This is a genomic window from Pseudidiomarina planktonica (assembly GCF_900177775.1).
Taxonomy (GTDB): Bacteria; Pseudomonadota; Gammaproteobacteria; order Enterobacterales; family Alteromonadaceae; genus Pseudidiomarina; species Pseudidiomarina planktonica.
In genome coordinates this window covers 1,704,182-1,724,086 of the sequence record NZ_FXWH01000001.1, presented here as the reverse complement: position 1 = coordinate 1,724,086, position 19,905 = coordinate 1,704,182, and the positions used below count along the sequence as shown (strand labels likewise).

At 48.6% G+C, this 19,905-nt stretch carries 15 protein-coding genes and 3 tRNA genes; 13 read left to right on the top strand and 5 right to left on the bottom strand.

Features of this window, described 5'->3' with window-relative positions; genetic code table 11:
* Positions 1 to 1,023, top strand: coding sequence for a 23S rRNA pseudouridine(2605) synthase RluB (gene rluB / locus CCE91_RS08130; protein ID WP_086434678.1), 1,023 nt, complete (start codon positions 1 to 3; stop codon positions 1,021 to 1,023).
* Between the two features lie 6 nt (positions 1,024 to 1,029).
* Positions 1,030 to 2,127, top strand: a complete 1,098-nt coding sequence (locus CCE91_RS08125; RefSeq protein ID WP_086434677.1) for an agmatine deiminase family protein — start codon at positions 1,030 to 1,032, stop codon at positions 2,125 to 2,127.
* Here the strand turns inward: CCE91_RS08125 and CCE91_RS08120 are convergent.
* The gene (locus tag CCE91_RS08120; protein WP_086434676.1) at positions 2,087 to 3,973 is read right to left on the bottom strand and encodes a tetratricopeptide repeat-containing diguanylate cyclase; all 1,887 of its coding nucleotides are present in this window, start codon (positions 3,971 to 3,973) and stop codon (positions 2,087 to 2,089) included. The two genes, CCE91_RS08125 and CCE91_RS08120, sit on opposite strands and share 41 nt — an antisense overlap.
* Positions 3,974 to 4,048: 75 nt before the next feature.
* Positions 4,049 to 4,744, bottom strand: coding sequence for an SIMPL domain-containing protein (locus CCE91_RS08115; RefSeq protein ID WP_086434675.1), 696 nt, complete (start codon positions 4,742 to 4,744; stop codon positions 4,049 to 4,051).
* Positions 4,745 to 4,882: 138 nt separating this feature from the next.
* On the opposite strand from CCE91_RS08115, the gene CCE91_RS08110 reads away from it, so the two are divergent.
* The 9 genes from CCE91_RS08110 to CCE91_RS08070 all read left to right on the top strand — a co-directional run bounded on the left by CCE91_RS08110 (position 4,883) and on the right by CCE91_RS08070 (position 12,448).
* A complete protein-coding gene (locus CCE91_RS08110) occupies positions 4,883 to 5,374 on the top strand; it encodes a regulatory protein RecX (RefSeq protein ID WP_086434674.1) in 492 nt (163 codons plus the stop codon).
* Positions 5,375 to 5,447: 73 nt separating this feature from the next.
* Positions 5,448 to 8,048, top strand: coding sequence for an alanine--tRNA ligase (gene alaS / locus CCE91_RS08105; RefSeq protein WP_086434673.1), 2,601 nt, complete (start codon positions 5,448 to 5,450; stop codon positions 8,046 to 8,048).
* Between the two features lie 237 nt (positions 8,049 to 8,285).
* Positions 8,286 to 8,477 carry a carbon storage regulator CsrA gene (gene csrA / locus CCE91_RS08100; protein WP_086434672.1) on the top strand — a complete coding sequence of 64 codons (192 nt, stop codon included), beginning with the start codon at positions 8,286 to 8,288 and terminating at the stop codon, positions 8,475 to 8,477.
* A gap of 220 nt (positions 8,478 to 8,697) precedes the next feature.
* Positions 8,698 to 8,790: transfer RNA gene (locus CCE91_RS08095), tRNA-Ser, on the top strand.
* A 17-nt stretch (positions 8,791 to 8,807) separates the two neighbouring features.
* Positions 8,808 to 8,884 (top strand) — tRNA-Arg (locus tag CCE91_RS08090).
* A 38-nt stretch (positions 8,885 to 8,922) separates the two neighbouring features.
* A tRNA-Arg gene (locus tag CCE91_RS08085) sits at positions 8,923 to 8,999 on the top strand.
* A gap of 261 nt (positions 9,000 to 9,260) precedes the next feature.
* Positions 9,261 to 9,494 (top strand): OadG family protein, encoded by a 234-nt coding sequence (locus CCE91_RS08080; RefSeq protein WP_086434671.1) that lies wholly within the window; start codon positions 9,261 to 9,263, stop codon positions 9,492 to 9,494.
* 21 nt (positions 9,495 to 9,515) lie between these two features.
* Positions 9,516 to 11,315, top strand: coding sequence for a sodium-extruding oxaloacetate decarboxylase subunit alpha (gene oadA / locus CCE91_RS08075; RefSeq protein WP_086434670.1), 1,800 nt, complete (start codon positions 9,516 to 9,518; stop codon positions 11,313 to 11,315).
* 2 nt (positions 11,316 to 11,317) lie between these two features.
* Positions 11,318 to 12,448, top strand: coding sequence for a sodium ion-translocating decarboxylase subunit beta (locus CCE91_RS08070; RefSeq protein WP_086434669.1), 1,131 nt, complete (start codon positions 11,318 to 11,320; stop codon positions 12,446 to 12,448).
* Here the strand turns inward: CCE91_RS08070 and CCE91_RS08065 are convergent.
* Positions 12,431 to 15,064, bottom strand: coding sequence for a response regulator (locus CCE91_RS08065; protein WP_086434668.1), 2,634 nt, complete (start codon positions 15,062 to 15,064; stop codon positions 12,431 to 12,433). The genes CCE91_RS08070 and CCE91_RS08065 overlap by 18 nt on opposite strands.
* Before the next feature lie 172 nt (positions 15,065 to 15,236).
* On the opposite strand from CCE91_RS08065, the gene gshA reads away from it, so the two are divergent.
* Together gshA and CCE91_RS08055 are read left to right on the top strand one after the other, a co-directional pair.
* A complete protein-coding gene (gene gshA / locus CCE91_RS08060) occupies positions 15,237 to 16,850 on the top strand; it encodes a glutamate--cysteine ligase (protein ID WP_086434667.1) in 1,614 nt (537 codons plus the stop codon).
* Positions 16,851 to 16,902: 52 nt separating this feature from the next.
* Positions 16,903 to 17,505 carry a transglycosylase SLT domain-containing protein gene (locus tag CCE91_RS08055; RefSeq protein WP_198678004.1) on the top strand — a complete coding sequence of 201 codons (603 nt, stop codon included), beginning with the start codon at positions 16,903 to 16,905 and terminating at the stop codon, positions 17,503 to 17,505.
* Positions 17,506 to 17,524: 19 nt separating this feature from the next.
* Here CCE91_RS08055 and CCE91_RS08050 read toward each other — a convergent pair whose 3' ends face one another.
* Together CCE91_RS08050 and CCE91_RS08045 are read right to left on the bottom strand one after the other, a co-directional pair.
* Entirely contained in the window at positions 17,525 to 18,823 is a 1,299-nt protein-coding gene (locus tag CCE91_RS08050) for an HlyC/CorC family transporter (RefSeq protein ID WP_086434899.1), read from the bottom strand.
* 97 nt (positions 18,824 to 18,920) lie between these two features.
* The gene (locus tag CCE91_RS08045) at positions 18,921 to 19,727 is read right to left on the bottom strand and encodes a cytochrome C assembly family protein (RefSeq protein WP_086434665.1); all 807 of its coding nucleotides are present in this window, start codon (positions 19,725 to 19,727) and stop codon (positions 18,921 to 18,923) included.
* Positions 19,728 to 19,905 lie beyond the last annotated feature (178 nt).

The window sequence follows — 19,905 nt, the reverse complement described above, 5'->3', positions numbered from 1 at the left end:
ATGAGTGAGAAGTTACAAAAGGTTTTAGCCCGGTCCGGGCATGGTTCACGACGTGAACTGGAAGCGACCATTGCGGCAGGACGCGTAAGCGTAAATGGCAAAATTGCCAGTTTAGGTGAGCGTATTGACGCTGATGCCAAGGTTAAGATTGATGGCCGCGATGTCGCTATTAAACCTGAAGACGCGGTAGTGTGCCGGGTATTGATGTATCACAAGCCGGAAGGCGAGTTGTGTACCCGCAAAGACCCTGAAGGCCGCCCAACCGTGTATGACCGCTTGCCAAATTTACAGGGCGCCCGCTGGGTTGCCGTGGGTCGGTTAGACGTAAACACCTCTGGTTTATTGTTATTTACCACTGATGGCGAACTTGCCAATAGATTAATGCACCCAAGCCAGCAAATTGAACGTGAATATGCCGCGCGGATTTTTGGTGAAGTTGACGAAGCTATGATGCAGCGGCTGCGCAAAGGCGTGCAGTTGGAAGATGGTCCAGCTCGCTTTACCACCATTAAACGCGCCGGCGGTGATGGCATGAACCAATGGTTCCATGTCACTCTGACGGAAGGGCGCAACCGCGAAGTTCGGCGTTTATGGGAGTCTCAGGAAGTGCGGGTTAGCCGCCTGATGCGTATTCGCTACGGCTCGATTCAGCTGGAGCAAGGCTTACCACACGGCGGTTGGGCTGAACTAACCTTAGACCAAATTAATTACTTACGTTCGCTGGTGAAACTGCCGGCAGAGCAGCGCAGCTTTATCGACCCGCGGAAGCAAGACACCAAGCAACGGCGCTTTGCCAGAGCTCGTAAAGCGAATGCGCAAATACGGCAAGAGCGGAATCCCGGAAAAGCCGGTAGATCCGATCAAGACAAACCAGCTTCCAGTCGTAGCAAGCGCCGCGAACCATCGCTTGAGCAGGCTTTTGGCGTAACCGATAATCCGCGTCGTAAAGGCCCTGGTGGTAGAGCGCCAACTGGCGGCTCGCGCAAACCAGCAGGTGGTTCGAACAAAAAAGATCGGCGTTAACTACGAGTGGCAGGCCAACCTTTAAGCGCTGGCTTTCAGTGTATTCCTGAGTGGCAACAGCCTGGTGCTGTTGCTGCTTTGTGGCCTAGCCGCAGCGATGTGTGGCGGCAACAAGCAAAGCCCGCTCAACATGCTCTGATTGAATTGCTGTTGCAAGCCGCAGATACTCTCCCGGTGGTGGTTGGCATTAACCTGAATGAATTTGCCCTTGCCGAAAAGCGCCTGCCGGCAAGCTTTAAACTCTTACCTATTCCCTATAATGATGCCTGGATGTGCGATATAGCACCATTTTGGCGATCAATTTCGTTATCTGAGCAATGCCAACAACGGCCAGAAGCTTTGCTGTGGCAGTTTGATGCCTGGCAAGGGTTGTATCCCGATGTCAGTAAAGATAATCGTTGCGCGCAAACCATGGCTACGCATTTATTGACCCGCTGGCAACGCAACTCAATGATTTTTGAAGGCGGGAACTTCACTACCGACGGACAAGGGCACGCGCTTGCCATAAGTTCCAGCGTTATACGCAAGGACATGCCGCTGTCGAAAGCGGAACGAACGCTAAAACAGCAGTTAGGGTTAGGGCGCATAACTTGGTTACCGCGTGGCCTAAGCGGCGATGAAACTCAGGGCCATATTGATAATATTGCCCTATTCATTGATTCCGAAACGCTGCTAATTAGCGGACTACCTGCTACTAATCACCCTGATTTTGAGTATCTGCAGCAGGTTCATGCACAGCTCAAAGAGTTGCAGAATACGCAGGGCAAGCGTTATCGAATTATTGAGTTGCCAGCCGCGCAGTTGTTACCTGTTGAGGCGGAACTGTTCCAGGGCATGTCTTATCGGGCAGGAGTGGTTAAGCGTAGCGCGCAACATCCGGTGTTGGCGAGCTACGTAAACCTGGTGAACCTTGGCGGACGTTTATTAGTACCACAATTTGGTATTTGCGAAGACCAGCAGGCGTTACAGACATTGCAACGTCAACTACCCGGTTGGGTTATTAACGGCGTTGATGCACGCGAGTTCGTACTGGCGGGCGGCGGGCCGCATTGTATGACCCATATTATCCCAGCAAGCGTTTGGGCATCGGCGCAACTTGAATAGAGCGGGGACCAGCTTGCTGAGCATTGTGGCAGGCTTCTTCGCAACGTTCGAATAAATGCCGAAACGATTCACCATCAAGATCCAGCTGCGCATAACCCATATATGCCGTAAGTGAACTATTGCTTTTACTCTCTATTGCAGCCAGTTTTAGCAGGTCATCAGTGACGCGCTTGAATAAATTTGCAGCTTCGCTTTCGTCAAAATCGGGCAGTAATAATAACCACTGCGCACCATTAATACGGCCAATTCGTTGTTCGCCGGTTAATAAGTTTTGGCAATAACTACTGAATTCATTAATTAGCTTATCGCCAGCATCGTGGCCGAACTGATTATTCATTTGTTTCAGGCCATGCAATCGAATAATAGCCAACGCAAACGGACGCTTATTGGTTAAAGCGCGGGTAATCATGTTCTGCGCCTGTCGGTTGATCTCTTTCCGGTTAGGCAAATTAGCCACTGCATCGGTTGCTCTAATATCGCGCAGAAGTAGTTCGTGACGACGGAGTTTACTGCTAAGTACTGCCAGAGTAATTAATACCAGCGTGGCTGCAATAAGTACTACAGCCAGTAACCAGTGATAGGCGGTGTTGCGCTGTTGCTGTGCAATCTCATAGGCAGTGCGGGCTTCATCGCGCTCACTAAGAGCCTGTTTTTCACGTGCTTCAACGTCTTTCAGTACCTGCTGAACGCTGGACTGAGAATCACGGAGCTGGCGCTCTCGATCCAACTGCGCATAATCCTGATAATAGCTTAAAGCTTGTTCATGCTTGCCTTGTGCGGTGGCTAGCTGGGCTTGTATGTAGGCTAGGTTAGCTTCGAGATCAATGTCATCGAGTTCGCTAATAAGTTCCTGGGCACGGTCAATCCAGCTCGGTGCCTCATCCGCCTTGCCGCGCAGAATTAAGGTTTCCGCAATACCTATGTACATCCAGGCTTCCATGGGCCAGATCTTGTCTTCAACAAAAGCAGGTAGGGCCTCCATATAACGTTGCATGGCCGGCTCATAGTCACCGGTATAGTACTGCAATAGACCAAGTGCCTGATTGGCGTAAGCAACGCCAAGGTCATCGCCTAAGGACGCTGAAATATCCATGGAAGTTTGGTAATGGTCGCGAGCGGCCTTCGTTTGGCCGGCAGCTTCGCGAGCTAAACCTAAATTATAATGTTGTATGGATAAATGCCACTGGCCGGCATCTGAAGCTAATTTAAGTGCTTCTTCCATTTCTTCAATAGCAACTTCATAGGATCCGGCAAGGCGATGAATTTCACCGGTAATGGAATGAAATATGTAAGCGACCCGGGCATTGTTAGAGTGGTAATTAGTGTCTAGCAGTTTCACTATATTCAGTGCCCGTTCAAGCTGGTTATTGTCGCCGGCAATCTGGGCTTCCACTACTCGGGTTTCAATAATTAAGTCGGTGTTTTCGATTTGTTCGGCCAACGCTAGAGCTAATTGATGCTCACGTTCTGCTGCTGGCTTATTGCCGCGCAGGTAGTGATGCTCCATCGCTATCATGCGCAAACTGGCTTCAGCAAACCTGGCTTCGCTAACCTGCGCGTATTTAATACCTTCGGTTACAGCTTCAAAGGAGGCCAGCTCTTCACCTTGCGCACGCAATGCTTCCGCTTTGATAATGTGGGCGTAGGCTAAGTCGTAGTATCGCTTTAGGGATTCATAGTCGGCAATGAGCAAGTTTACTTCGTTGAGTGTTTCTTTGGGATTGTTGGCGGCGGCGGTGCGCAAGTCTTCCCATTGCCCCGGTAATGCGGCATAAGCTGACGTAGGCAACACCGCTGCCACTAGCAGAAAAACAAAAGAATAAGCCAAGAGAAAAAGTTTGCGCACGCACTATCCTTATTCAGGAACCACTAGTGCTATCTTACTGCGCTAACCTCAGAAATCAATCCGCGTATTGACATACTACTTCTGGTTGAGGTTAAAAGTAACTCGTATTGTCGCTTCAATACTCTCTTGACCCGGTAATGAGGGGGATTGTTGAATGCGCATCTCTGCTTGTATAGGTGCTGAATGTTGCCCCCCAGTGAGTTCTTCAATGTTGGTGGCAAGGCCTAGTTTGGTATCGGCCTGCTCTGCCATTTGCGTTGCTTTTTCGCGAGCTTGCGCAAAAGCAGCCAGTAACGCTTGTTGATAAAGTTGCTCCGGGTTACTGAGTTGATAGCTGATATTACTAACCTGAGTAACACCACGTGCCAGCGCATTATCTATAACCTGATCAAATTGATCGGGTTGGCGGAGTACCACATTAATTTGTCGGCTTAGGGTGAAACCCTTTTGTTCCTGACGCTGGCCATTGTATTCGTAGTTAGGATGTACTTGCAGGCGGTAGGATTGGATATCCTCTTCGGCAATCCCCCGGTCGAGCAAATCTTTCAGTAACCTACTAGTGTTTTGATCAACCAGAGCTTTCATTTTGGTAAGTAAGGGGCCTTTTTCATTAATCTGAAAAGACAACTGAATAACGTCTGGTACGGCATTCACGCTAGCGCTGCCGGTTACGGTGACTTGTTGTTCGGGGGCAGCATTTTCAGCATGAGCTGAGATCGTGGTAAAGGCACTGATAAGAATGCCGTAAGCGAGAAGATGTTTGATTGTCATTGGCTATTCCACCTGAAAGAAATAAACTATTTGAGTAAAGACTCATATCATTACTAAGTATGAGTGCGGTTCACCCAACAGGTTCACTTATTGTATGAAAGGATTTTACCCTGAGCCTATTTGTGGGGAGTATTAACAATGGAAAATGAGGCTGGTGCAGCGGAACTCAACACCGACGCTGAGCAAGCGTCAGAAGTGTTGCTCAGATTGCTGGCACGGCGGGAACATAGCTATGTCGAACTTGAGCGCAAATTAAAGCAGCGCGGGTTCGACCCCAGTGTCAGCCGGAGCGTTATTGATCAAGCGGTAAGTCGCGGTTGGCAAAGCGATGAACGCTTTATGCAAAGTTTTTTACAAGAGCGCATACGGCAGGGCGACGGACCGTTGAAGGTTCGTGCTGCGGCTCAGCAGCGTGGTGTTAGTAATGCCGAGGTTGATGCGGCGCTGGAAAATGTGGAAATCGACTGGGCTCAGCAGTGCTATGAGAAGTTGCTACGACGCTTTCCTGATCAGGTTTCGCAAGATGCGAAAGACAAGAATAAACGCATGCGGTATTTACAACAACGCGGATTCAGCTTCGAGCACATAAAAAGTGCATTAAATAAACAACAAGAGACGTTGGCGGACTAGGCGCAACAGGCCTTTCATGGTAGCCTTTAGCGCTCTCAAAAACGTCTTTTTAACCAATGAATAGGAATGCGGTATGAGTATGACCAGCGCGGAAATTCGCGAAGCTTTTTTAAGTTACTTTGCGGAACGGGGGCACACACGCGTGAGCTCAGGTTCACTAATTCCCGGCAATGATCCGACGCTGTTATTTACCAACGCAGGCATGGTGCCTTTTAAAGACGTATTTCTGGGTGATGAAAAGCGTGACTATAACCGTGCGACCTCGTCGCAACGTTGTCTGCGTGCAGGCGGTAAGCACAATGACTTAGAAAATGTTGGTTATACCGCTCGTCACCACACTTTTTTCGAAATGCTGGGTAACTTCAGTTTCGGCTCCTATTTCAAACGCGAAGCCATTGAGTTCGCCTGGGATTTTCTGACCAAACGGTTGGAACTTGAACCTGGCAAGCTATGGGTGACGGTATTTACCGAAGACGACGAAGCTTATGATATCTGGGCGAAAGAAATTGGCGTTCCTGAAGATCGCATTTCCAGAATTGGTGAAAAAGACAATTTCTGGTCCATGGGCGATACCGGTCCTTGTGGGCCTTGTTCAGAAATTTTCTACGACCACGGTGAAGACGTTTGGGGCGGCCCTCCGGGCACTCCCGAAGAAGACGGCGATCGTTACATTGAAATCTGGAACCTGGTGTTTATGCAATACAACCGCCAGGCTGATGGCACTATGTTGTCATTACCTAAGCCGTCGGTAGATACCGGCATGGGCTTGGAGCGTATTGCTGCGGTGTTACAAAACGTGCACAGCAACTATGAAATTGATTTGTTCCAGGCATTAATAAAAGATGCCGCTGCAATTATTGGTACTGACGATCTGGATAATAAATCCCTGCGCGTTATTGCCGATCACATTCGCTCTTGCAGCTTCTTGATTGTTGACGGCGTGCAGCCGTCCAACGAAGGTCGTGGTTATGTATTGCGCCGTATTATTCGACGCGCAGTACGCCATGGCAGCATGCTGGGCGCACCGACCCCATTCTTTAGTAAGCTGGTGGGCTCGTTGGTAGCACAAATGGGTTCAGCATATCCTGAGCTGGCTGCTAAGCAGCAAGTGATTGAAGACGCGTTGCGTCGTGAAGAAGAACAATTCGCTCGCACGCTGGAACGCGGGCTAGCTATTTTGTCTGACGCTATTGCCGACTTAGACGGCAAGGTATTACCTGGTGACTTAGCCTTTAAGTTATACGACACCTACGGCTTCCCGTTGGACTTAACCGCTGATATTGCGCGTGAGAAAGAACTCACTGTTGACGAAGAAGGCTTCAACAAAGCCATGAACGAACAACGCCAACGCGCGCAACAGGCATCGAATTTCGGGGTTGATTACAACGCCAAGATTAAAGCGCAAAGTGTTAGTGACTTTACTGGCTATGACCAACTTACCGGCGACAGCCAGGTAGTAGAGTTATTCCGCGACGGCAAAGCAGTGGAACAACTAGCGCAAGGTGACACTGGCATTGTGGTGTTAGCCGCTACGCCTTTCTACGCCGAAAGTGGCGGGCAGGTTGGCGATACCGGTAAGTTAGTGGTGAACGGTGCCACTGTGCCGGTGAAAGACACCCAGTACCTGGGCAAAGCTATAGGCCATCATGTGAAAGCGGAAGCTGCCCTGAAAGTGGGTGATACTGTTGCTGTTCAGGTTGATTTGGAGCGTCGCGAAGCAATTAAGCGCAACCATTCTGCCACCCATTTGTTACATGCTGCCTTGCGTAATGTGTTGGGCGAACACGTAACCCAAAAAGGCTCGTTGGTAGACGAGCAGCGCTTGCGCTTCGACTTCTCACATTTCCAGGCGGTAACGGCGGAAGAATTAACTATAATTGAGCGTCAGGTAAACGAAGAAATTCGCCAGAACCATGCTTTGCAAACACGCTTAATGGCCATTGATGATGCTCGTGAAGCTGGGGCCATGGCCTTGTTTGGTGAAAAATACGATGACCAGGTTCGGGTTGTGAGCGTGGGTGACTACTCGCTGGAACTATGTGGTGGTACCCACGTGAAGCAAACCGGTGACATTGGAAGTTTCCGTATCGTTATGGAAAGCGGTATTGCCGCAGGCGTTCGTCGTATTGAGGCGAGTACTGGTGCTGGCGCGGTTGAGTTTACCTTGGCTCAGCAAGCCCAGTTACGCCGTGCTGCGGAAGCTTTGAAAACCGATCCCCAGCATTTGCTTGAACGTTTGCAAGTGGCGTTAGAACGCAGCAAAGGATTAGACAAGAAGGTAGCCGAGCTACAACAGCAACTGGCAGCCCAGGCCGGCTCGTCAATACTGGACAATGCCGAAGACATAGCCGGTATCAAAGTGGTAGTGGCCAAGCTTGAGAATACTGAAGCGAAAGCGTTGCGTGGAATAGTTGATGATTTAAAGAACCAAATGGGCACCGGCATCGTATTACTTGGTGTTAGCAGCGAAGATAAAGTCAGCTTAATTGCTGGCGTAACCAAAGATTTGGTTACGCAAGTGAAAGCAGGGGACTTGGTAAATGTTGCTGCTAACGAAGTGGGCGGCAAAGGCGGTGGTCGACCGGACATGGCTCAAGCCGGCGGTAGCCACCCTGAGAAGCTCGCTGATGCACTGTCAGCCGGTATTGCGTGGTTACGTGAACAATTGCGATAAAAGCCACGCTTGACGGGTCAAACAGAGTGTAAAAATTGTGCAGTAACTGGTGATAGCTGCTAGGCTTTATGCCACTGAATGACAAAGAATTTAGTGTCATTATAGTTGCTACACACAGATAGTATGATTGTTATATCGAATAAATGTACAGGGTTGTTAATATTAAGATGAACCGGTAGCAAATGAGCCGATTGCTGACCAATTTCTGGGAATAGGAAGTATTGAAGGAGCAGGCCAATGTTAATCTTAACCCGCCGAGTTGGCGAGACGTTGATGATTGGGGATGACGTCACAGTCACCGTCTTGGGGGTGAAAGGCAACCAAGTGCGTATTGGAGTTAATGCGCCCAAGGAAGTGTCAGTTCATCGCGAAGAAATATACATGCGAATTCAGGCAGAGCAAAAAAGCCCGGACGAAAACGCTGAATAAGATAGATTGAAAAAGCTGACGCAAGTCAGCTTTTTCGTTTCTGCAGCGGCAAAATTCGAACTTCTGATGGTTTGGCCTAAATTCACTAAACATCCGAAAACAAGCCTTTCTGTGGAAAAATCAACCGAGATGGGTAAATATCCCGCAACTGGCAACCAATCCGGAAAAAATCGTTTGACTTCGCTGTCAAGATCGCTATTATTCTCCGCCACAAGATAGTGGTGAGGTGGCCGAGTGGCTGAAGGCGCTCCCCTGCTAAGGGAGTATAGGGTTTGTAGCCCTATCGAGGGTTCGAATCCCTCCCTCACCGCCATTTATTTTGAAAGACACGCGCTCGTAGCTCAACTGGATAGAGTACCTGGCTACGAACCAGGCGGTTGGAGGTTCGAGTCCTCCCGAGCGCGCCATTTCAAGCTTGTGAACAATTCGATTAGATTGTCAATTTGCGCTCGTAGCTCAACTGGATAGAGTACCTGGCTACGAACCAGGCGGTTGGAGGTTCGAGTCCTCCCGAGCGCGCCATGACATCCCCCGAAAGTGTTAAATCAGTTTTCCTCATTACGTGCTCTAATTACTCCCTAGTTCGGTTTTCTAATTAATTTCACACGCTTTTACCTGCCTTAAGCTGTTGTCTTACTCCGATTTAGCTCTGTTCATTATCTAAGCATCATTTCGACTGCGAATAGCTGGTATTTCGTTGCCTTCTTCGTAGCTTCGACTTGCATTATGTTATGCTTATGTTTTTAATGGTTTATTAACATTTGGCGTGAGGTAGGAGCAACAATGTCAGAACTCGTTCATGAAGCAGCTGTCATTATGGCGGCAGGTATCATTACAGTATTTGCGTTTCTGATCCTACTTATAGGCGCCGTTAAACTTATCGGCCTTTGGTTTGCAGGTGGTGCCGGTAGCGAAGCTGCCAGTAGAAAGCGCCCATCAGCTAATGCAAACACTCAAATCGCACCGAACAAGCTTGCGGCTATAGGCGCTGCCGTGCGCCGTTACCGTGACTCGTAAGAACATCTTCAGGAGATCTCAATGAGCAAGCCTTTACTGCTTACCGAACTGGTGTTGCGTGACGCCCACCAATCCTTGCTGGCAACTCGCATGCGACTGGATGATATGTTGCCGATGTTGGAACAGCTGGATCAGCTTGGCTATTGGTCAATGGAGTCCTGGGGTGGTGCAACCTTTGATTCGTGCATCCGTTATTTGGGCGAAGACCCCTGGGAACGTTTACGCGAGATAAAAAAAGCAATGCCAAATACCCGCCAACAAATGCTGTTGCGTGGACAAAATCTACTAGGTTATCGCCACTACGCCGATGATGTGGTGCGTCGCTTTGTGGAGCGCGCCCGCACTAATGGTGTTGATGTGTTCCGCATTTTTGATGCGATGAATGATGTTCGCAATCTGGCGACAGCAATTAAGGCGGCGAAGGAAGTTGAAGGTCATGCGCAGGGAACCTTGTCGTATACCGTAAGCCCGGTACATACCCTGGATAAGTGGGTTGCCATGGCCGCAGAACTTGCTGATTTGGGTTGTGACTCTATTTGTATTAAAGATATGGCTGGTTTATTGCGTCCTTACGACGCTTATGAGCTCATCACGGCCTTGAAAGAAAAAACCGGACTGCCAATAGCCATGCAATGTCACGCCACCACAGGCTTGAGTACAGCGACTTATCAGAAAGCTATTGATGCCGACATTGATATGCTGGATACCGCTATTTCCTCCATGAGTATGACTTATGGTCACTCTGCTACAGAAACTATTGTCGCTATGGTTGAGGGAACGGAACGCGATACCGGTCTGGATTTGGAAAAGTTAGAGCCAGTGGCTAGCTACTTCCGTGAAGTGCGGAAAAAATATGCACAGTTTGAAGGGTCGTTAAAAGGCGTGGATGCACGTATTTTATTGGCGCAAGTGCCGGGCGGCATGCTGACGAATATGGAAGGTCAGCTGAAAGAGCAGGGCGCGTTAGATAAATTTGATGAAGTACTGCGCGAAATTCCGAAAGTACGCGAAGATCTTGGTTTCATTCCATTAGTAACCCCAACGTCACAAATTGTTGGCACTCAGGCGGTTATGAACGTGCTGAGCGGCGACCGTTATTCGAATATATCCAAAGAGACCAAGGGTGTATTACGAGGTGAATACGGTGCTACTGCGGCGCCGGTGAATAAAGAGTTACAAGCGAAAGTACTAAATGGTGATGAGCCCATTACCGTGCGTCCGGCTGATTTACTGGATGACGAAATGGATGCCTTAACCAAAGAGTTAAAACAGAAAGCCAAAGACGAAAATATTACGCTGGCGGAAAACGAAGTTGATGACGTGCTGACTTACGCATTATTCCCGCAAATTGGTTTGAAATTTTTGAAGAATCGCGGCAACAAAGACGCCTTTGAACCAGCGCCGGAAGCGCCGGATGAATCGGCACCAGCGACTAAACCAAAAGCCTCTGATACTGCGGCAAGTAAAAATACCGTCCAGACCTATCAGGTGAAAGTGAACGGCGAGCAGTTTACCGTTGAAGTTGGCCCAGCGGGGGAAATTAAGTCGGCACAGCCGAGCACCGCACCAGATACAAATGAAAGCAGCGCCCCTGCAGGAGGAGCCGGTAAGGAAATTACAGCTCCGTTGGCAGGTAATGTGTTTAAGGTTTTAGTTAAAGCCGGACAACAAGTGAAAGCTGGTGATGTATTAATTGTGGTAGAAGCCATGAAAATGGAAACGGACATTAAAGCCGAGCATGACGGTAAAGTTGTGTCTGTGGAAGCAAGTGAAGGCGACAGTATAGCCGCAGGCGATACGCTACTGACAGTGGAGTCGTAATAATGGAAGCGTTACAAACCTTGTGGGAAAGTACCGCACTGTATGCTTTCACCATAGGCCAAGCCGTGATGATGTTAGTGGGTGCGCTGTTACTTTTTCTGGCTATCAAGAAAAAGTTTGAGCCCTTATTACTACTGCCTATTGGCTTCGGTTGTATTTTAGCGAATATTCCTATGGCCGGCTTTAACGATCCGGGCGGCCTACTGTATTACATTTATGAAGTAGGTATTAGCACCGGCGTATTTCCGCTGCTGATCTTCATGGGCGTAGGCGCGATGACCGATTTTGGTCCGTTATTAGCCAACCCTCGCACATTGTTGTTAGGGGCGGCCGCTCAGTTTGGTATTTTCGCCACCTTATTTGGTGCGGTATTACTGAACTATGTTCCGGGCTTTGATTTTACGCTACAACAGGCCTCAGCCATTGCCATTATCGGTGGTGCAGATGGCCCCACAGCCATATTTCTTACGTCAATTCTGGCCCCTGAGCTACTTGGTCCTATTGCCGTAGCAGCCTATTCCTATATGGCGTTAGTGCCTATTATTCAGCCACCTATTATGAAAGCGCTGACGACGAAGGAAGAACGGGCTATAAAAATGGAACAATTGCGTCCGGTGGCCCGTCGCGAGAAAATTATCTTTCCCCTGGCAGCCCTGTTTTTAACGCTGCTATTTTTGCCAACAGCCACGCCGCTGGTGGGGATGTTCTGTTTGGGTAACTTAATGCGTGAAGCCGGTGTGGTGGATCGTTTAAGTAAAACGGCGCAAAACGAACTGATTAACATAGTTACTATATTCTTAGGACTAGCGGTTGGCTCGAAGCTGTCCGCGCATGAGTTTTTAGCTCTGGAAACGCTTGGTATTTTGGTGCTGGGTGCTGTTGCCTTCAGTATTGGTACCGCAGCGGGTGTACTCATGGCGAAGTTGCTGGCTCGCTTTAGTAGCACGCCAATTAATCCGCTTATTGGCGCGGCGGGCGTATCCGCAGTGCCTATGGCTGCCCGGGTAGTGAATAAAGTGGGATTGGAAGCTAATCCGCAAAACTTCCTGCTGATGCACGCTATGGGGCCAAATGTAGCGGGCGTATTAGGTTCAGCCGTTGCTGCAGGCGTACTCTTAGCCCTGGTGGGTTGATGAGTCGCCGGCAGCATCTATGCGCTGCTGCATAAGTTGTAAGTCGGAAGCTGCCTGCTGGGCTTGTTCCAGCAGCGCATCCACTCTGGATATTTTATCCGCAACCTTATCAATCTCTCCGGCAGCCATAAAAGTTTCTAACTGCGCTGCATGATTCTGCAAGGTATCTAACCCCAAGTTTCCGGCTGCGCCTTTTAAGGAATGAAAATAACGGCGGGCGCTGTCTTGTTGCCCACGTGAAATGAAGTCAGCAATTTTTGACGCACTGCGTTGATACTCTTCCACTAATTGATCAATTAGCCGCATATAAAGCGGCAAGTTATGCTGCAGGCGCGCCATCGCACTGGCAAAGTCGATGCCTTTTATTTGCGGATATTTCTTCGTAGCCTTTTCCGACACTGCTGCAGTTGGCGCTGGTTTGGCTTTGGAGTTCGGTTGGTAAGGTCCCGGCACACACCACTTGAGCAAGGTGCTGAGCAGTTGTTCTTCATCAATCGGCTTAGGAATGTGGCCTTGCATACCGGCGGCCAATGAACGCTCCGCATCGCCGCTCATAGCGTTAGCGGTCATCGCGATAATGGGTAACTGCTGCGGTGAGTAAAAGGTTCTGATGTTTTGCGTGGCCTGATAGCCGTCCATGACCGGCATTTGAATATCCATCAATACCGCAGCGTAGTTATGCTGTTGCACCTTCTCAACCGCTTCAAGACCATTCTCGGCGATATCAATTTGGAAGCCGTGGCTTTGCAGTATTTCACGTGCTACGTGCTGATTAATTTCGTTGTCTTCTACTACCAGAATAGGGGCATGCTGAATTTGCTCGGGAACTTGCGGGCGAGCTTCGGTAACGCGTTCTGCATTTTTTACGCCGCTGAGTACCGAGGTAAGTACGCGCGCCAACGCCGCTGCGGTATAAGGCTTAGTAATAAAGTCACGCGCACCAACCTGCAAAGCCCGTTCGGCTAGCTCTTCGGCGTAGTAACCAGTAGCCAGAATTAACTGGGGTCGAGCCGAATCAGAGAATTTCTGTTGCACCACTTCGCAAAACTCAAGCCCATTCATGCCCGGCAAACGCCAATCTACCAACGCAATATCAAACGGCGTTTCGCTGTTTTGCGAGGCTTCAAGAATGTCGAGCGCCTGTTCAGCGGTTCGGCATACTTTTACGTCCATATTGTAAGAGCGCAGCAACTCGTACAACATTTCCCGGGTACTTAAGTTGTCGTCGATGGCCAGAATCCGGGTGTGTTGCAGCTTCTTGAGCAAGGTTTGATGGTGCGAGGCATCCTGGCCCTGTTGAACGGGTAAGGTTAGCTCTATGTAAAACGTAGAGCCATGACCTTCGGCACTAATCACACCAATATCGCCGTCTGGCATCAGGTGAATAATGCGCCGGGAAATAGCTAGTCCGAGGCCAGTGCCGCCGTATTTTCGGGTGGTTGAAGAGTCGGCCTGAGTAAATGCTTTAAACAGATTAGCGCGCTGCTCTTCGTCCATACCTATACCGGTATCGGTGACTGAAATACGTAACCAGACTTTGTGTTCCTGACGATCCAACAGGGTTACCGCTACGTTTATTTCGCCGTCTTCGGTAAATTTAATGGCGTTGCTCACCAGGTTTACCAGCACTTGATTTAAGCGCAGTGGGTCACCCACCAGCAGCGTTGGAATATTAGCCGGGAGATTAATAATAAACTCGAGGTCTTTGTCGTACGCGCGGTAGGCAAACATGTCGGCCAAAGTGCCCAGTACGTCTTCTAAATCGAAGGGGATGGTTTCTATCGTGAGTTTGCCAGCTTCAATTTTGGAGAAATCAAGAATGTCGTTAATAACACCCAGCAGCGCTTGCGAGGACGAATCTATGACTTTTAAATAACGCTTTTGCTTTTCACTCAACTGAGTTTTTAGGCATAAATTTGCCATGCCCACTATGGCGTTAATAGGTGTGCGTATTTCATGGCTCATGTTGGCCAGAAATTCACTTTTTGATTCGTTGGCCCGTTCGGCGGCCTCTTTTGCCGTTTCCATTTCCGCCGCTACGGCCTTAATTTTGGATACGTCGTAGTAACTACCCAGTATGCCAATGAGGCGGCCGTCGTTATCAAATAAGGGCACACTGGAATGCTCTATCCAATGCTCTTCGGTACCTAATTCGAGGCGAACCTGTTGATTACAGGAGGCTTGTTGTTGTTCTAGTGTGGCTTTGTCACGTGTAAGCAGCTCGTCATTCGCGGCCAGCAGGGGAACGGAATCATCACTAAATGCTTGCTGGGTTTGTTCGGGAATGTCAAAGTCACTTTTGAAGGCCCGGTTACTACCTAGTAGTTGCAACTGGTTGTCGCGCCAGTAAACCCGTGTGGGCAGATCATTTAACATATGCTGCAACAGTTGCAACGTGGTTGCTGAAATAATGGGTGCTTCCAGTTCAAGCTGGAGATTGTCCTGACGACTGCGCAACCACAACAATACAGCTGTAATAAGGCTGACAGAAACGGCAATAAGCAGAGGCAAGAAGCTAAGGTTGTCGGGTAAAATGAAGAACAGCACCAGACACAGAGCTTGTAAAAGAACAAAGCTCAGCTGAATGCCTTGCCAAAATGAAATTGAGCGCTTCATAATTCCCTATGCGACAGCGATGATAAGCACTCATGATGCCATGCGAACGAACCAGCGCCAAGTAACCTATACCTTTTTAGTGATAACTTCGCATGGACGTTCGAACAAATAATAAGGTAAGCTTGCGCTATGCTAGTGGTTCGCCTGAGGCGAAATTATCTGAAGGAATACAATGTCAGTACCGACCTTTAATAGTCTGCTTAAGGTGCTCTCTAATTCGGCCAATCGCAGTGATTTAGCTGCGTTGAAACGCGGAATTGAGCGCGAGGGATTACGTATTACCGCTGACGGGCGTTTGTCGCCGCAGTTACATCCGCAGGCTCTGGGCGCTACCTTAACCCATCCCCACATTACTACTGACTATGCCGAGAGCTTACTCGAGTTTATTACCCCGGTTGCCCGAAGTGTGAAGCAAACACTGGCACAACTGGCGGATATTCATCGGGTTACCTATCGAGCTCTTGGTGAAGAGCTTATCTGGCCGCTCAGTATGCCGTGTTACGTTGGCGATGAAAAAGACATTCTCATTGCTCAGTATGGTAAGTCGCACAGTGGTCGCATGAAAAATCTGTACCGGCGTGGCCTGACATTCCGTTACGGCGGCGCCATGCAGATTATTTCCGGCGTACATTTTAACTTCTCAGTTCCTGATGGTATTTGGTCAGATCTCGCTGCAAGTTATGGCCGCGCAGATGATCAGGAATTTCGCTCGGAACAGTATTTCGGTTTAATTCGCAACTATAAGCGTATTAGTTGGTTGATTCCGTACCTGTTCGGTGCGTCTCCCGCTATTTGTAAGTCATTTTTAAAACATACCGATACGGAAATGGATTTCAGCCAACTGGGAAAAGGTACTTTATACCGTCAGTACGGCACGTCACTGCGCATGAGTGATCTTGGTTATACCAATAAAGAACAAGCTGATTTAGGTATTACCTACAACTCAGTTTGTGACTACGTGCAAGGGCTGCGGCGTGCGATTTCCAAAAAATCCACCCGGTTTTCACAAATCGGTGTGAAAGTTGGCGACGATTATCGCCAGCTGAATGACTCAGTGCTGCAAATCGAAAATGAATTTTACGCCACTATTCGGCCGAAGCGTGTTGCCGAAGCTGGTGAAACACCAACCCAGGCACTTGAACGTGCTGGGGTGGAATATATTGAAGTTCGAGCATTGGATGTGAATCCATTCAGCCCGGTGGGAATTACCGAGCAACAAATACGAATGCTGGATTTAATGCTGTTTTACTGCTTGTTACAACCCAGCCCAACCATGGATGAAGCACAGCAATTAGTTGCGGATAAAAACTTCAATCGGGTGGTAATGGATGGTCGGAATCCACGTCTGACGCTACAGCAGAATGGGCACGAACGCTTGCTGGCAGATTGGCTGGAAGAACTTTTTGCAGACTTTCATGATATTGCAAAAATAATGGATCAAGCTGGTGGTGATTCGAATGATTATCAGCAGACAGTAACTGAGCTTTATCAAATGGTATTGAATCCTGAACTTACTTTGTCGGGACAAATTTTACAGTTGCTGCGTGAACAAGGCATTGATAACGGTGTCTTTGGTATGTCGCTGGCGCAAAAATATCGGGATGAATTCTTGCAGCAACCGCTGGAAGAGTATACCGAAGCGCAGTTTAAGCAATGGGCCGAGCAATCATTGCAAGAGCTTAATGAACGTGAAAGCGCTGACCAGGGCACTAGTTTTGATGAGTTTCTAACAACTTACTTTGAGCAGGCCAAACAAGCCAAAAATGATTGTGCAGTAGAATCCTGAGGACGATTGCATGAAGCAGGGAAGACAAAGCTGTATCACTAAACCAAAAGCCATGTTGGCCGTGACCGTATTGGCTTTGTCGTTAGCGGGCTGTGCAACACCACCACCCTCAGAGCCTGATGATATTTGCGAAATCTTCTATGAAAACCGCGATTGGTATGATGCTGCCGAAGACGCCCGGGAACGCTGGGGTGCTCCTATTCAGGTGCCGATGGCCATGATGTATCAGGAAAGCTCATTTAAGCATGACGCGCTACCACCACGTGACTACCTGCTTGGATTTATTCCCTGGGGGCGGGTGAGTAGTGCCTACGGTTATTCACAAGCCAAAACCGGCACCTGGGACGACTACAAACGTGAAACTGGTAACAGTTGGGCCAGTCGTACTGACTTTGCCGATGCGATTGATTTCATGGGCTGGTTTATTTATAAAACTCACAGCATTAATGGTGTTTCTAAGTGGGACGCTTACGGTCAGTACTTAAATTACCACGAAGGTTGGGGTGGATATCAGCGCAAAAGCTACTTGCAAAAACCCTGGTTGGTAAAAGTGTCCCGCATTGTAAAACAACGCGCCAGTACTTATGGCGCGCAGTTGCGTTCGTGTGAGGAAGATTTACAGAAAGGCTGGCTGTGGCGGTTGTTCTTTGGTTAAGCCACGCTGCTAATAGTGTCTAGTCTTCTTGTTCGGTTATTTCCGGACGATAAAATTCTGGCATAAAGCGAACGGTTTTAACCAGGTTATCGCTGGTTTCAATAACTTCTACCGGATAACCTGCTACCCGCAAGCTTAACTGAGCTTGTGGAATATCACCGAGCAACTCAATAATAAGGCCGCTCACTGTTTTCGGCCCATCTAGTGGTAATTCCCAGTTCATTTCTTTATTTAGCTCGCGTAAGTTGGCGGTGCCGTCAACCAGAAAAGAGCCGTCGGGTTGAGGTTTCACACTATCACTTGGCGTTGGCGCCATTGATGTCGTGAAGTCACCCACAATCTCTTCCAGAATATCTTCCAGCGTAACCAAGCCCTGAATGTCGCCGTATTCGTCAACGACCAGACCAATACGTTCTTTATTATGCTGGAATTTCAAAAGTTGCACGTTTAGCGGCGTGCCTTCAGGAATAAAGTAAATATCACGAGCGGCGCGAACTAACGTAGATTTGTCAGCCTCGAACTGGTTCTTACTCATCAGACGCATGATATCGCGGGCATGTAAAAAGCCCACGGCATCATCAATATCACTGCGGTAAAGAAGAATGCGGGTGTGCTGGCCTTGGCCCAGTTGTTTGACGATGTTCTTCCAGTCGTCCTGAATATCAATGCCAAAAATGTCGTTACGTGGAATCATCACGTCTTCCACGGTCACTTTTTCCAGATCCAGAATGCTTAGCAACATATCCTGGTGACGCGAGGGGATCATCGAATTGGCTTCGTTTACCACGGTACGTAACTCTTCTGAGCTGAGGGCATAAGTACCATCAACCCGGTGCGGATTCACACCGAGTATGCGCATAAAACCATTGGTAATAAAGTTCACGGCGTACACCAACGGATACATCACTGTAAGCATTGGCTTGAGTATTAGCGAACTTGGAAAGGCAACCGATTCCGGGTGCAAAGCGGCAATGGTTTTGGGCGTAACTTCCGAAAAAATCAGAATGATCAGGGTTAAGCCGAACGTAGCAACCAATAGGCCGGCGTCACCAAACCACCGTAAACAGATAATAGTGGCAATAGATGATGCGGCGATATTAACCAGATTATTACCGATAAGGATAAGCCCGATTAATCGATCCGGACGATCCAGTAGGAACTGAACGCGTTTAGCGCCCGAGTTATTTTGCTGTACCAGATGACGCAGCCGATAGCGGTTTATCGACATCATGCCGGTTTCAGAGCCTGAGAAGTATGCAGACATGAGCAAGAGTACGGCTAGGGTAATGAGCAGCGTACTGGTGGATATGTCGTCCAAAAATTCAATACCTTTATTAAATACAGAGCCCACAATGTAAAGCCATAGGCCAACAAGTCAAGCCTTATTCGACCTATTCGGTTGTGAGCATAAGTGCCTAGACAGAAAGCAGTACGTCTTTCACAAAACGACTACCGAAATATCCAAGCGTTAAAATTGCGCTCGCAACAACGCTACTAATCACAATAACGCGACCACGAACCCCACGAACTTTATGCAAAATCACAATCACAGCGTAAATAGCCAGAGCTATTAGGCTTAATATAGTTTTGTGCGCCTGGCCCTGAGCAAACATGTTATCTAAAAACACAAAGCCGGTGAGTATAGCTATGGCCAGCAAAATGGTACCGGCACTTACCAGGCGGAAGAAATAATGCTCAACACTCATCAGTGGTGGTAAATAATGTGACAACACCCCAGCGCGGCGTTGCTTCAGTATTTTGGTAAGATAAAGCAATTGAATGGCGTATAAAGTGGCAAGTAGCAGTACACCATAAGCCAGTAGCGACAGCACAATATGGATAACTAAGCCGCGTTGTGGCGACAAGGTCGCGCCCCAGTCAACTGGTGCTAATATCATCAGTAGCACAGTAAAAGCCGAAAACAAATAAATCACCGGGCGTAGCAACATGCCGGCCGATTTGCCACGCAACAGCGTTAGGGCTGCCAGTAGCCAGGCGACAATGCTGAGCGAGCTGGCCATGTTTAAATGGTCAAAGTGGTCGCGTTCAAGCTGGAAAAAAATCATGGTGCCATGCGCTAGTACCGCCAGCAATGGCAAGCCGAAGCGTTTTAAAAAGCCGCTCGCGACCAGTGTTTCAGGGGTTTGCGCTACCTGGCGCAAAAACATCCAGGCACTGGCAAGATACAGCACAAGCGTTACAATCAGCAGCGTCATTAACATGGTGTGCGTTCCTTGACACGACATCAGTATAGATAAGTGGATTTAGTATAAGGCGTGGCGCAGCGAAACCCAATACTATTGCGAAACTTTGCGCGAACTAAGGTACACTAATAGGCATTATTCAAACGCATTTTTGGTTTTCCAAAACTGTAGGTATTGGCAAAACGAACGGGTTTTT